A 13,009-nucleotide genomic window follows, 5' to 3' on the forward strand; every position below is an offset into this window, starting at 1 on the left:
CGTGTGCCCGCGAGCGGCCCCGGCCCGCCCGACCAGTCCCGTCCCGCGCGGTCATGGTCGTGGTCCCGGGGCACCGGGTTCGACGGCCGCCACCGCGGTGCCGGCCACGGTGAGGCGGGGCAGCCGGGCACCGAAGCTCCGGACCGGTGCCCGGACGGTGACGGTGACGCGGTCACCGGCCACGGTCACCGAGATGTCCGCTCCGGCCGGCGCGTACCGGGAGCCGGCCGTCGACCCCGGTTCGCCCCGGGCGGCCGCCAGGGCCGCCTCCCGGGCCGCGTCGACGCAGCCGGCCCGCGTGGTGACCGCGCCGACCGCGGTGAGACCGGCGAAGAGGAGCAGCATCAGCGCCGGCAGGCCGGCCGCCAGCTCGGCCGTGAACGAGCCCCGCTCTTGCGCGCCCCACGGACGCCGCCTGACGGCCCGTCCCGGCTGCCCGGTCCCGCTTTCCACGCAGGGGACCGAGCTTGGGCCGTGGCTGAGGCCAGCGCCAAGGCCACGGCCACGGCCACGGCCACGGCTGAAGGACGGTGAGCCCGGGTCCGGACCGGGTTGGCGGCCGGCCCACCGGCGACCGGTCACTTCAAGGCCCGGTCGATCACGGCGGTGAGCGCGGACTGCACGTTGCCGGAGGTGAGCACCTTCAACAGGATCCCGGCGAAGGCGACCGCCGCGAGGGTGCCGACGGCGTACTCGGCCGTGTTCATCCCGGCGTCGCCGCGCAGGCGGGTGAGGAGTTTGCGCATGTCGTGCTTCCTTTCTCCGAGGGTCACAGCACGTCGCCGAGGACGGCGACGATCACCGGCACCAGGCCGGCGAGAATGAAGGCGGGCAGGAAACAGAGCCCGAGCGGCAGCACGATGAGCACGCCGGCCCGTCGGGCGGCCGCCTCGGCCGCGGTCGAGCGGTCGGACCGCAGGTCGTCGGCGAGGCGGGTGAGCGCGCCGGCCAGCGCGGCGCCGCTGCTGGAGGAGCGGATGGCGCCGGTGACCAGACGGTCCGCCCCGGGCACGGGTCGCAGGTGCTCCCACGCCTCCGCCGCCGTGCCGCCGAGTTCGAGCGTCCGCCCGACCCGGCCGAGCCGGTCGGCGAGCGGCCCACCGAGCGCCTCGGCCACCGCCAGCACCGAGCGGTCCACCGGTGCGCCGGCCCTGAGCGCGGCGGCCAGCAGGTCGGCGGCCAGCGGAAGGTCGGCGGTCTCCCGGAGCCGGCGGTCCCGGACGGCCCGCGGCTCGACCCGGCGCAGCAGGCGATCGGCGGCTGTCCCGGCCAGCACACCGACGAGCAGACCGGGCCACCCGCCCACGACGACCAGCGCCGCCACGCCCGCCAGGCCGGCGCCGAGCCTGATCCGATCCGGCCACCAGGGCGGGCGGCTCCGTTCCGCCCGCCGGGTGAGCGCGAGACGGCGCAGCCGCCGGGCCGGACGGACCGCCGAGCGCGACGCGACCACGAGCAACGCCGCCGTGCCCAGGCAGGCTGCGGCCACCACCTGCCGCGACATCAGGCGGCCCGCCCGGGTGCCGCGCCGAGGCGCTCCGCCCAGAGCAGCCCGCCGATCTGCAGTGCCACCGCCGCCAGGGCGCAGCCGCCGCCAACCGGGGTGTGCAGGAGCACGGCCACCGGGTCGACGCCGATGGCGTACCCCAACGCGATCCCGCCGAGCGGTAGCGCGGCGAGCAGCCAGGCGGTCGCCCGGGCACCGGCCGCCTGGGCCGCGGCCGCGGCCATGCCCCGGTCCGCCGTCCGGGCGTCGGCCTCGACCCGTTCCAGCAACTCGGCCAGGGGCGCTCCGGTGCGGTCGGCCAGCCGCACGGCAGCTCGCGCCAACCGGGCGGTACGTCGCGTCCCGTCGCCGATCGCGCCAGCGGCGGGCAGCCCGGCCCGCAGGTCGGCGGCGAGCGCGCCGATCTGGTCTAGGTCGCGGCGGTGGGCCAGGTCGGTCGCCTGGCGAGCCCGCCGGCGCAGCACCGCCCGGGCGGCGAGCGCGCCGTAGGCGGCCAGGACCAGCGCGGCCACCGGGCCGCCGAGGAGCGCCCCGGCCCCGGCGCCGAGCACGGTCGCCGCCGGCAGGGCGGTTCGCCCGGCCACCGGGGCACGCGCGGCAGGACCGCTCGCCGTCGAGGCGGCATCCGATCGCCGGAACGGGAGCCCGGCGGCCAGCCGGAAGCGGTGTGCACGACCGGTGGGGACCGGAGCGGCGCCGACTCTCGGCCGGTGCGAACGATCGGTCGGGACCGGCCCGGTGGTCGGGCGCGTCGGGTCGCGCCGCCCGGGCGGGCGGCCCGGAAGGGCGCGGTCAGCGGGATGTCCGAGCAGCGTGCCGGGCGGCTGGGCGCCGGACGCCCGGACCAGCGGCCCGGGCGCCGCACCCGGGCCGGCGCACCTCGACCGGTGGCCGCCCGGACCGGTGCGACCGCCCAGGTCGAGCACGGCGTGCTGTCGCACGCGGTTGGCGCGTACCGGCCAGGCGACCGTGACCGCGGCGCCGGCCAGCAGCACGACCACCAGCCACACCTGACCGGTCACGACGGACCCGCCGAGCCGGGCCACGCCGCGCAGAGGATCGGCGGCACGGTCACGCCACGCTCGCGGAGCAGCGCGCCGAGCGGCCGGGCGGCCAGCCCGAGCCCGCGCCCGCGTATCCAGGCGGGAACCACGGTGACCACCCGCTCGGGTCCCTCGGGCAGGAGCAGACCGATCGACTCCAGCACCCGACCCTCCGTGGTCCGCCGGACCTGCAGGAGGACCTGGAGCGCGGCGGCGACCTGGGCGTGCAGGGCGGCCCGGGGCAGACCACCGAGCATCCCGAGCGCCTCCAGCCGGGCCGGCACGTCCGCCGGGGCGTTGGCGTGCAGGGTGCCGGCCCCGCCGTCGTGGCCGGTGTTCAACGCGGCGAGCAGGTCGACCACCTCGGCACCCCGGCACTCGCCCACCACCAGCCGGTCCGGCCGCATCCGCAGCGCCTGCCGGACCAGGTCGCTCAGCCCGACCGCTCCGGCGCCCTCCACGTTCGAGGTTCGCGCCTGGAGGCCGATCACGTGCGGGTGCACGGGCCGCAGCTCGGCTGCGTCCTCCACCAGCACGATCCGCTCGGTCCCCGGCACCAACCCGAGCAGCGTGTTGAGCAGGGTGGTCTTGCCGGAGCCGGTGCCGCCGGTCACCAGGTACGCCAGGCGGGCGGCCACCACGGCGGCGAGCAGCGGTGCGACCGGCCGGGGCACGGTGCCCTGCCGGACCAGCTCGTCGAGGGTGAACGGCCGCTGCCGGAAGGTGCGTAGCGACAGGTAGGGCCCGTCGGTCGCCACCGGTGGCAGCACCGCGTGCAGACGCGTGCCGTCGGGCAGCCGGGCGTCGCCGTACGGGGAGGCGTCGTCGAGCCGGCGCCCGGCGGCCGCGGTGAGGCGCTGCGCCAGCCGGCGCACGTCGTCGACGGCGCCCAGCGGCACGGCCACCTGGTGCAGCCCCCGCCCACGGTCGACCCAGACCCGGGTGCCGTTCACCAGCACGTCGGTGACCTGCGGGTCGGCGAGCAGCGGTGCGAGTGGACCGGCGCCGACGAGGTCGTCGTGGACCCGGTCGGCGATGCGGAGCAGGGCGGTGTCGCCGAGCACGGCGGCGTCCGGCTCGGCGCGTACGGCGGAGACGATGGCCGCGGGCGTGACCGGCGTGGCCTCGGCGGCGAACCGGTGCCGGACGCGGACGGACAGGTCCCCGGAGTCGGCCGGGCCGCTCACGCCGCACCCGCGGCGGGCACGTCGGTCAGCTCGTCGAGGAGTCGCTGGCAGAGCGCGGCGAGCGGGCCCTTCCCGCTGGCGGCCGGCGCCTCGCCCCGTTCCAGCCCGCGGCACAGCCCCGGCTCGGGCCGGAGCGTGCCGGCGAGCGGCAATCCGAGCGCGCGGGCCACCTCGCCGGCCTTGAGCCGCCCGGGGGCGGGGCCTCGCACGATCACCGCCAGGTCGGCGCAGTGCGGTGCGGCCACGGCGACCACGCGGGCCGCGGCGGCGGTGGCCCGCAGCTCGGCCGGCACGACGATCAGCGCCCGGTCGGCCGCCTGGAGGGCGACCACGGCCGCGTCGTCCAGGTGCCGGGGCAGGTCGAGGACGACCATGTCGCGGCCCCGGCGGGCGGCGTCGACGGTGGCGGCCATCGCCTCGGCGGGCAGGTGCCGCAGTGCGCCCCGGTCCCACGAGAGCACGACCAGGTCGCCGCGGCTGGGCAGGGCCCGGACCAGCGACGGCGGGTCCACCCGGCCGTCGGTGCCGGTGAGCCCGGGCCAGCGCAGCCCTTCCAGCTGCTCCCAGCCGAGCACGAGGTCGAGGCCGCCGCCGAGCGGGTCGGCGTCCACCAGGAGGGTGCGCAGCCGAGCCCGGGCCGCGGTGACGGCGAGGCCACCGGCCAGCACGCTCGCCCCGGCGCCGCCCCGCCCGCCGAGCACCGCCACGACCCGCGACGGGCCGCCGCCCGGGGGCTCACCCGCGCATTCGGCGAACCGGTCGACCAGCCACGGCTCGGCCGCGGGCAGGGTGGCGACGTGCTCGGCGCCGATCAGCTCGGCGATCCGCGTACCCGGATCGAGCTGGCCGGAGCGGCCGACCAGCACCGCCCGGGGCCGGCGCGGCAGCCGGGCCCGCAGGCAGGCCTGCGCCTGGTCGGCGCCGACGAGCACCAGCGGCGCCGGCGTCCAGCGGGCCCGCGCGGCGGCGGGGTCGGCGGCCAGCTCGACCTCGGTGCCGCCGGCCGCGGCGAGCCGCAGCAGCTCGTCGAGGAGGTCGCCGTCGGCGGTGACGAGCAGGGGCAGCCGGCGGTACGGCGGCAGCGGGGTACGGGGCGGCATGGCGGCCTCCAGCGGTCGGACTCGGACGTGCCGCGAAGCAGCCTGCCGCCGAACCCAGCGGGTCCTCGCCCGGTTCCGCCTTCCCTGTGGACAGCCATGGTGGTTGTGGACAGACCTCGGCCGCCGGATTGATCTGCTATGGCGCGGCCGTACGCGGTGTTCGGCCGGACCGGTCGCCTGCCACCGCCGCGAGACCAACCAGGCTCGGAGCGGTGGCAGGCGACCCGACCAGGGCGGAACCTGGTCCCCGTACCCGATGGGTCAGCCGGTCTGGCCCGGCGCGTCCACGATCCGGCCGGCGACGCGGATCAACTCGACCTCGACGTCGCCCTTTTTCAGGCTGACCCCCTCCGGGGTCGTGTGGTCCTCGACCACGACGGTCCGGCTGCCGAGGAACTCGTGGGTGGTCGGGTCGAGCAGGATGTCCTCCTGCCGCCAACCGTCCTGCACCATCCCGAGCGCGATCGCCGGGCGCCCGTCGAAGTCGACCGGCTCGCGGGACCGGGTGACACCGGGGATCAGGGCCAGTGCCCGCAGCAGGGTCGCCTTCACGCCGGGTGGCAGCACGTTGTCCCGCAGCATCGAGTCGATGAGGTTGTACGCGACCTCGTCGCCGTCCCTGCCGGACGGGCTCCGGTCGCGGAGCCGGTCGAGCAGCGCCCGCGGATCGGTGGGCAGCCCGGCCAGCGTCGGGTAGTCCTGCGGCGGCGTGACCTGCGGCAGGTCTGAGCTCTCCGTGCTGACTTCGAGCTTGCCGTCGAGCATGACGGCACTCTGCCGGCCGTCGGCGCGCTGCCACGACCGCGTGGTCTCGCGGGTGGCCTGACCCTTGTCCTGGGCGATCTTGCCACGGACGATCCGCAGCTCGACGTAGGTCCACTGGTCGGGGCGCGGTGGCGTGAACGGTTCGGTCTCGGCGTGCACGGCGGCCAGTTCGAAGGTCTGCGCGGCCGGTCCGCTCGCCACGTACGGCGCCGGGCGTGCCGGCGGAGTCGCCGGGCCGAGGTCGCCGGCCGCGACCACCCCGGCGACCAGGGCGGCCGCCCCGAGCGCCGCGAATCCCGACCGCCAGGCCCGGCCCGGCAGGCGCCGGCCGTGCCGGTCCGGGGGGCTCGGCACGGTGGCCTCGCGTTCGGCGATCCGGGCCAGCAGCGCCGTCCGGGCCCGGTCCCGGGCCTCCGGCGAGGGCGGCTCGGCCTCGCTCCAACTCTCCCGCAGCGCGGTGATGTCGTCGATCACTCGAAGTCCTCTCCGGTTGCCGTCGGGTCGGCGCCACCCAGCGCCGCCCGCAATCTGGTGCGCGCCCGGTGCAGCCGGGACCGGACGGTGCCGGCCGGGATCTCCAGCGCGCGGGCCACCTCTTCGCAGGTCAGGTCGGCCCAGGCGACCAGCAGCACCACCTCCCGGTCGGCCGGTGCGATCTCCTCCAGCGCCGCCGCGAGCCGTCCGCGTACGGCCTGGGCGTCCAGCCGTACGGCCACCTGTTCGGCCGGCCCGTCGTGGCTGTCCCGGTCGGTGGTGTTGGCGTGCTCGGCCCGGGCGAGCGCCCGGTACCGCCGCGCTTCGGCCCGCTGGTGCCCGGCGATGAGGTTGGACGCGATGCCGAACAGCCAGGGCCGGGCGCTCTGTCGCGTCGTGTCGTACCGCCGCCAGTGGTCGAACGCGACCAGGAACGTCTCCGCTGCCACGTCGTCGGCCAGGTCCCGGCCCAGCCGTCGGCTGGCATAGCCGTGGATCGCCGGGTAGTAGCGGTCGAAGATGGCGTCGAACACGGCCGGATCCCCGTGCATCCGGCTGATGATCTCCGCGTCGGTCTCCTCGGCGGCGGTGCACACGTCTCGTGTCACCACACCCATGAATTCTCCTTCTGGTCCCGCATCCCTCCTGCACGGCCGAGGGCTCACCCCTACTTCGCCGATGGCGGCGTGCGTGTTCGCGACGGGAGTCCGGCCACGCCCGCGCGGAACCGCCGCAGGGCATACTGAGTATGCTTCCCGTCGTGCGCTGTGATCATCGGACGGTGGCGCTCACCGCCGTACCGGGTGGCCTCCTGCTCGGCTTCCTCGACTTCGTGTGGATCAAGTGGGTCCCGTACCCCTTCGCCGAACTCGGCAACTCCACCGCCACCTGGGCCGTCGCGGCCTTCGCCTTCGGCTACCTGCTCCGGCCCGGCCCGGTGCGGGCGGCGCTCGGCGCCGCCGTCCTGCTCGTCGTCGCGGTGCCCAGCTACTACGTCACGGCGACGCTGCTCCAAGCCGACGACCTGGCCGTGGTGTGGGCGCCGACGTCGCTGCTCTGGATGGCCTTCGGCGTCCTCGCCGGGGTGGTCTTCGGCGTCGGCGGCGACTGGGCGCGCCGGGACGGCGCGCGCCAGATCCTCGGGACGGCACTGCCGGCCGCCGTCTTCTTCGAGGAGGCGGCACGGTTCGCCGCACGGATGGGCGACCCCGGGCAGCCAGCCGGCGCGGGGTGGAACGTGACGATCGACGTCGCGCTCGGCATCCTGGCCGTCGTGCTGGTGGGCAGATCGAACCGCCAGCGGGCGCTCGCGTTGGCCGTGGCCGCGCCCGTCGCCGTCGTCATCTTCATCGGCTTCGCGGTGGCCGCCGGGTTCTGAGCCCTTCCCCGGTCCGGATCCCCCGGAGCCGGGGTCGACACCGTCGCGATCGCCACGAATGCACACCGGAAAGACGCGGTACACGGCCTGCGCCCGCCCGTCGCGGCTGCTGGGAATCCCGATACGGCTGTCCACCGACGCGGACGTCCCCACCAATGGTGTTGTCGTTGTGACCTACAGGAGGTCATCGCTTGGATACCAGGATCCAGAACGTCCGACTGGACGCCACGTCAAACGAGCAGCTCATGGCTCTGGCAAACGCCGGGGCCGCAGCTTTCGGCCATACCGCCACACTCCAGGTGGAACGGGCCCTGGCCCAGCTTCTGCGGTTACGCGTCGCGCAGATCAACAACTGCAGCTACTGCCTTCTGGTGCACCACGCCGCTGCCCGCACCGCCGGCATCCCGCCGGCCAAGGTCGAGACTCTCACCGCGTGGTGGGAGACGCACCTGTTCACCGAGGAGGAGCGAGCCGCGCTGGCCTACGCCGAAGCATTGACCAGAGCCGCCGACGCCACCGTCAACAACCAGATCCAGGAGGCACACGACAGGATGGCCACGCACTTCACGGAGGACGAGATCCTGGAGATCGTGGCCGTGGTGATCAACATGAACATCTGGACGCGACTCAAGCTCGCCGAGGGTGCGATGCCCACGGCGGCGCCTCCCGTATGAGTTGACACCCGGCCCTGCGACAGCGCCCGGGACGACGGGAAGGAAGAGAGCCAGGTGAGTGAGGCCACCCGTCGGCAGGCTTCCAGGCTCCAGTTCCCAGCTGCCATCGTGACGTCATGATTGACAGTGAGGTGACGCGTCGCGTCGTCGGTGACTTCCTCCGGTACGTGCGCTCCGGCCGAGAGCCGCAGCGGGCGGCGGAGTTCATGGCGCCGACGGTGCGTGCCCACCAGGTGCAGTCCGAGGACCTGGCCACGGTTGAACGGACTCCGGACGACTACGCCGAGCACGTCCGGGAGATGACCGCCACCTGGGGCGCGTTCGACCTCACGATCGAGGAATTCCTGGTTGACGGTGCGCGAGCGCATGTCCGCCTGATCCAGATGGGGCACCACCTCGAGCCGGTGGATGGCATCGCGCCGACCGGTCGGACGGTCCGCCAGATCAACTCGGTCGTCTATCACGTCGAGGACGGGCTGATCACCGAGTACTGGATGCAGATCGATCGAGCAGGCCTGCTGGCCCAACTCAGGGTCGACTCCTGACGGCATCACCCAGGGCGACTGTCCGCACGCTTCCATCGACGGGCGCCCTCGTCCACACCGGTCGCCGCGGAGCATCGCTCCAAGATAGGGACGACCCCCGTCGGGGGGAGACGGGGGTCGTCGTGAGGTTCGGCTCCGGGGGGGTCGAGCCGAACCCACTCAGCGGTCACGGGGGGTGCAACCGCCGAGGGCCTTCATTGTCGACGGGACGTGAGCTCTCGTCGCGAGCACAAGCATGCCGCAATGGACCCTTATACGTCGAGTGGTGTCCACTCCACGCACCGCTAATTCATGGTACGAGTGTGTGATGGCCGTCACTCTGAGGAGTGGTGCACCCCGATCGATCCGTCCCCGGAGGCCCCGGGGACCCGACGAGCGTGCCCCGTCCGGCTAGACTTTCGCGCCGTGGGCCGAAGTGCCGCTTTCTTCGATCTCGACAAGACCGTCATCGCCAAGTCGAGCGCACTCGCGTTCGGTCGGCCGTTCTACCGGGACGGGCTGATCACGCGCCGTGACGTGGTCAAGTCGGCGTACGCGCAGCTGATGTTCCGGCTGGGCGGCACCGACGAGCAGACCATGGCCCGCACCCGGGACTACCTCGCCACGCTCTGCAAGGGCTGGCCGGTGGAACAGGTCCGCCAGATCGTCGCGGAGACGCTGCACGAGCTGATCAACCCCTACGTGTACGCCGAGGCCGCCGCCCTCATCGAGGAGCACCAGGCCGCCGGGCGGGACGTGGTGCTGGTCTCCGCCTCCGGCGAGGAGATGGTCCGCCCCATCGGCGAGCTGCTCGGGGTGACCGACGTGATCGCCACCCGGATGGCGGTCGCGGACGGCCGCTACAGCGGCGAGGTGGAGTTCTACGCGGCCGGCCCGCGCAAGGTCGACGCCGTCGGCGAGCTGGCCCTGGCACGCGGCTACGACCTCGCCGACTCGTACGCCTACTCCGACTCGTACAGCGACCGGCCGCTGCTGGAGTGCGTGGGGCACCCGACCGTGGTCAATCCGGACCGGGCGTTGCGCAAGCTGGCCGTGGAGAACTCCTGGCCGGTGCTGGAGTTCCGGCACCCCGTCCCGCTGGGCCGGCGGCTGCGGGAGCGCCCGGCCGTGCCGGTCGCCGCGGCGGCCCTCGGCGTGGGCGTGGGCGTCGCCATCGGCATCGCCTGGTACGGGCGGCACCGCCGCACCCGCGCCGCCACCCCGACCGCCTGACCGTCTCGACCGAACCAGCCGTCGCGCGACCGTGGCAGCGCGGGCGAAGCCGAAAAGGATCAGGACGCGGCGAGGATCTCGTCGCCGATGAGCGTGATCTGGTCCGCGCCGACCTCCACGGCCGCCATGTAGTGGCGCAGCCAGGAGCGCAGCCCGTCCGGGGTGCCGGTGGCGAAGGCGCCGGCTGCGCCGACGTACTCAGGTTCCCGCTCGCGGTGGCCGACGTCCACGGCGACCAGACCCCGCGGGTCGAACCCGGTGGAGATCAGCACGAGCCGGGCGGCGGCGCGTGCCACCACCCCGGACGGCCCGGCGAACGGGCGCAGGTTGAGCAGCTCACCGTGCACCACGGCGGCCAGCACCAGCGGCGGCACCTTCGTGCCTCCGGCGACCAGCCCGGCCAGCCCGTCGAGGCGGGCCGCCACCACCGGGTCGGCCACCGGGCGGCCCAGTTCCGCCTCGGCCACGACGTCGCGGGCCGCGAGCACGTGCAGCCGGGCCAGGGCCTGGCGCGGCGCCTTCGGCCACAGTTCGCTCAGCCCGGGCAGCGCCCCGGCCACCCGCAGCGCGCCCTGGAGCAGCGGATCGGTGACCGTGCCGGCGCGTACCTCCTCGCGGTCGTGCACCCGGCCCTCCAGCGCGGCGCTGGCCACGGCCGAGCGGAGGCTGACCTCGGCGGCGACCTGGCCGCCCTGGCGGCGCAGCGCGCGGTGCCGGTGGGCCCCGTCGACCCGGTCGCGGGCGCGTTCGACGGCGGGCGCGATGTCGGCGAGCGCGAGCAGCGGGGCGAGCGGGTCGGTGGTCACCCCGCCACGCTAGCGATCCCCGCACCCCGCCGGAGCGCGAGCCGCCCGGAACGCGACCGGCACCACGCCCACCGCCCGCCGACCACCCCGCGGTGCGAGGGGAACCCGGGGGTCCTTCCGGACAGCTCGGCGCGCGCGGAGGGCTACTGGGCGCGTGGTCGGTGGACGGGCGGTCGCGGCGGGGGGCGCGCCCGGACTAACCTCTCTCGGGTAGGAGACGCAGGTCACGCGATGAAGGAGTCACCGCATGAGCGAGGCATTGGCCAACTTGCTGAACGAGACGCGCCAGTTCCCGCCGCCGGCCGAACTCGCCGCGAACGCCAACGTGACCGCGGACGCGTACGCCGAGGCGGCCGAGGACCGGCTCGCCTTCTGGGAGCGCCAGGCCGGGCGGCTGCACTGGACCCGGCAGTGGGACCAGGTACTCGACTGGTCCAACGCGCCGTTCGCGAAGTGGTTCGTGGGCGGTCAGCTCAACGTGGCGTACAACTGCCTGGACCGGCACGTGGAGGCCGGCCACGGCGACAAGGTGGCGATCCACTGGGAGGGCGAGCCGGGCGACACCCGCACCGTCACCTACGCGGACCTGCACAAGCTCACCTGCCAGGCGGCGAACGCGCTGACCGAGCTGGGCGTCACGGCCGGCGACCGGGTCGCGATCTACCTGCCGATGATTCCCGAGGCCGCGGTGGCGATGCTCGCCTGCGCGCGGATCGGCGCCACGCACAGCGTGGTCTTCGGCGGCTTCTCGGCCGACGCGCTGACCAACCGGATCCAGGACGCCAGCGCCAAGGTGGTGATCACCGCGGACGGCGGCTTCCGGCGGGGCAAGCCGTCCGCGCTCAAGCCGACCGTCGACGAGGCGGTGGCGAACTGCCCGTCGGTGGAGCACGTGCTGGTGGTCCGCCGCACCGGCGAGGAGGTCGCCTGGTCGGCGAAGGACCACTGGTGGCACGAGACGGTGGAGACGGCGTCGCCGGAGCACACCGCGCAGCCGTTCGACGCCGAGCACCCGCTCTACATCCTCTACACCAGCGGCACCACGGCCCGGCCGAAGGGCATCCTGCACACCACCGGCGGCTACCTCACCCAGGCGTCGTACACCACGCACGCGGTCTTCGACCTCAAGCCGGAGACCGACGTCTACTGGTGCACCGCCGACATCGGCTGGGTCACCGGGCACTCCTACATCGTCTACGGCCCGCTCTCCAACGGCGCCACCCAGGTCATGTACGAGGGCACCCCGGACACCCCGCACAAGGGCCGGTTCTGGGAGATCGTCGACAAGTACAAGGTGACCCTCCTGTACACCGCGCCCACCCTGATCCGCACCATGATGAAGTGGGGCGAGGACATCCCCGCCGGTTACGACCTCTCCTCGCTGCGCCTGCTCGGCAGCGTCGGGGAGCCGATCAACCCGGAGGCGTGGATCTGGTACCGGCAGCACGTGGGGCGGGGCGAGCTGCCCATCGTGGACACCTGGTGGCAGACCGAGACCGGCGCGATCATGATCTCCCCGCTGCCGGGCGTCACCGAGGCCAAGCCCGGCTCGGCGATGACGGCGCTGCCCGGCATCGTGGCCGACGTGGTGGACGACCAGGGCCAGTCGGTGCCCAACGGCGGTGGCGGCTACCTGGTGCTCCGGGAGCCGTGGCCGTCGATGCTGCGCACCATCTGGGGCGACGACAACCGCTTCATCGAGACCTACTGGTCGCGCTTCGGCGCCGGGGCCAACAACGGCGACGACTGGGTCTACTTCGCCGGCGACGGCGCGAAGAAGGACGACGACGGGCACATCTGGCTGCTCGGCCGGGTCGACGACGTCATGCTGGTGTCCGGCCACAACATCTCCACCACCGAGGTGGAGTCGGCGCTGGTCAGCCACCCGTCGGTGGCCGAGGCGGCGGTGGTCGGCGCCACCGACCCGACCACCGGCCAGGCGATCGTGGCGTTCGCCATCCCGCGCGGCAGCACCGACATCTCCGGCGAGGCCGGTGAGCAGCTCATCGCCGACCTGCGCAACCACGTGGCGAAGACGCTCGGCCCGATCGCCAAGCCGCGGCAGATCATGCTGGTGCCCGAGCTGCCGAAGACCCGCTCCGGCAAGATCATGCGCCGGCTGCTGCGCGACGTCGCGGAGAACCGTTCGCTCGGCGACGTCACCACGCTCCAGGACTCCTCGGTGATGGACCTGATCTCCTCCGGCATGGGTGGCGGCAAGTCCGACGAGGACTGACGGCAGGCGTACCGCGAGATGGGTGACGGTCCGGACGGGCCGTCACCCATCGTCGTTTTCCGGCCACGCCTCGGAAGTTCGG

At 74.5% G+C, this 13,009-nt stretch carries 14 protein-coding genes; 5 read left to right on the plus strand and 9 right to left on the minus strand.

The window, feature by feature from the left end:
- Positions 1-51: 51 nt before the first annotated feature.
- The 8 genes from NFX44_RS10505 to NFX44_RS10540 form a co-directional block, all read right to left on the minus strand.
- Positions 52-453: a TadE family type IV pilus minor pilin gene (locus NFX44_RS10505; RefSeq protein ID WP_262283312.1), complete on the minus strand. Its 402-nt coding sequence runs from the start codon at positions 451-453 to the stop codon at positions 52-54.
- Positions 454-578: 125 nt separating this feature from the next.
- Positions 579-746: a DUF4244 domain-containing protein gene (locus tag NFX44_RS10510; protein ID WP_013283643.1), complete on the minus strand. Its 168-nt coding sequence runs from the start codon at positions 744-746 to the stop codon at positions 579-581.
- A 23-nt stretch (positions 747-769) separates the two neighbouring features.
- Positions 770-1,504 carry a type II secretion system F family protein gene (locus tag NFX44_RS10515; RefSeq protein WP_262283313.1) on the minus strand — a complete coding sequence of 245 codons (735 nt, stop codon included), beginning with the start codon at positions 1,502-1,504 and terminating at the stop codon, positions 770-772.
- Complete coding sequence (locus tag NFX44_RS10520) at positions 1,504-2,529, minus strand: type II secretion system F family protein (RefSeq protein ID WP_262283314.1); 1,026 nt, start codon at positions 2,527-2,529, stop codon at positions 1,504-1,506. The genes NFX44_RS10515 and NFX44_RS10520 overlap by 1 nt, the downstream gene beginning before the upstream one ends.
- Complete coding sequence (locus tag NFX44_RS10525) at positions 2,526-3,737, minus strand: TadA family conjugal transfer-associated ATPase (RefSeq protein WP_262283315.1); 1,212 nt, start codon at positions 3,735-3,737, stop codon at positions 2,526-2,528. The genes NFX44_RS10520 and NFX44_RS10525 overlap by 4 nt, the downstream gene beginning before the upstream one ends.
- A complete protein-coding gene (ssd, locus tag NFX44_RS10530; RefSeq protein ID WP_262283316.1) occupies positions 3,734-4,837 on the minus strand; it encodes a septum site-determining protein Ssd in 1,104 nt (367 codons plus the stop codon). The genes NFX44_RS10525 and ssd overlap by 4 nt, the downstream gene beginning before the upstream one ends.
- Before the next feature lie 261 nt (positions 4,838-5,098).
- Positions 5,099-6,076 carry a CU044_5270 family protein gene (locus tag NFX44_RS10535; protein WP_262283317.1) on the minus strand — a complete coding sequence of 326 codons (978 nt, stop codon included), beginning with the start codon at positions 6,074-6,076 and terminating at the stop codon, positions 5,099-5,101.
- Positions 6,073-6,693 carry an RNA polymerase sigma factor gene (locus tag NFX44_RS10540; protein WP_262283318.1) on the minus strand — a complete coding sequence of 207 codons (621 nt, stop codon included), beginning with the start codon at positions 6,691-6,693 and terminating at the stop codon, positions 6,073-6,075. The genes NFX44_RS10535 and NFX44_RS10540 overlap by 4 nt, the downstream gene beginning before the upstream one ends.
- Before the next feature lie 143 nt (positions 6,694-6,836).
- Between NFX44_RS10540 and NFX44_RS10545 the strand changes: the two genes are divergently transcribed.
- From NFX44_RS10545 to NFX44_RS10560, 4 genes are all read left to right on the plus strand, one after another.
- Positions 6,837-7,454, plus strand: a complete 618-nt coding sequence (locus NFX44_RS10545) for a DUF6518 family protein (RefSeq protein WP_262283319.1) — start codon at positions 6,837-6,839, stop codon at positions 7,452-7,454.
- A gap of 299 nt (positions 7,455-7,753) precedes the next feature.
- A complete protein-coding gene (locus tag NFX44_RS10550; protein WP_262283320.1) occupies positions 7,754-8,128 on the plus strand; it encodes a carboxymuconolactone decarboxylase family protein in 375 nt (124 codons plus the stop codon).
- A 116-nt stretch (positions 8,129-8,244) separates the two neighbouring features.
- Positions 8,245-8,673 (plus strand): ester cyclase, encoded by a 429-nt coding sequence (locus NFX44_RS10555; RefSeq protein WP_262283321.1) that lies wholly within the window; start codon positions 8,245-8,247, stop codon positions 8,671-8,673.
- 405 nt (positions 8,674-9,078) lie between these two features.
- Positions 9,079-9,885, plus strand: a complete 807-nt coding sequence (locus NFX44_RS10560) for an HAD family phosphatase (RefSeq protein WP_262283322.1) — start codon at positions 9,079-9,081, stop codon at positions 9,883-9,885.
- A gap of 59 nt (positions 9,886-9,944) precedes the next feature.
- Here the strand turns inward: NFX44_RS10560 and NFX44_RS10565 are convergent, their stop codons facing one another.
- On the minus strand, positions 9,945-10,691 hold the full coding sequence (locus NFX44_RS10565) for an oxidoreductase (protein ID WP_262283323.1): 747 nt from the start codon (positions 10,689-10,691) through the stop codon (positions 9,945-9,947).
- A 247-nt stretch (positions 10,692-10,938) separates the two neighbouring features.
- On the opposite strand from NFX44_RS10565, the gene acs reads away from it, so the two are divergent.
- Positions 10,939-12,927: an acetate--CoA ligase gene (gene acs / locus NFX44_RS10570; protein ID WP_262283324.1), complete on the plus strand. Its 1,989-nt coding sequence runs from the start codon at positions 10,939-10,941 to the stop codon at positions 12,925-12,927.
- Positions 12,928-13,009 lie beyond the last annotated feature (82 nt).

Source organism: Micromonospora sp. MA102 (genome assembly GCF_025460765.1).
Lineage (GTDB): Bacteria > Actinomycetota > Actinomycetes > Mycobacteriales > Micromonosporaceae > Micromonospora > Micromonospora halotolerans.

Coding starts and splice junctions, on each gene's coding strand:
- NFX44_RS10515 (WP_262283313.1), bottom strand. CDS start 1,504: ATGTCGCGGCAGGTGGTGGCCGCAGCCTGCCTGGGCACGGCGGCGTTG.
- NFX44_RS10540 (WP_262283318.1), bottom strand. CDS start 6,693: ATGGGTGTGGTGACACGAGACGTGTGCACCGCCGCCGAGGAGACCGAC.
- NFX44_RS10555 (WP_262283321.1), top strand. CDS start 8,245: ATGATTGACAGTGAGGTGACGCGTCGCGTCGTCGGTGACTTCCTCCGG.
- NFX44_RS10510 (WP_013283643.1), bottom strand. CDS start 746: ATGCGCAAACTCCTCACCCGCCTGCGCGGCGACGCCGGGATGAACACG.
- ssd (WP_262283316.1), bottom strand. CDS start 4,837: ATGCCGCCCCGTACCCCGCTGCCGCCGTACCGCCGGCTGCCCCTGCTC.
- acs (WP_262283324.1), top strand. CDS start 10,939: ATGAGCGAGGCATTGGCCAACTTGCTGAACGAGACGCGCCAGTTCCCG.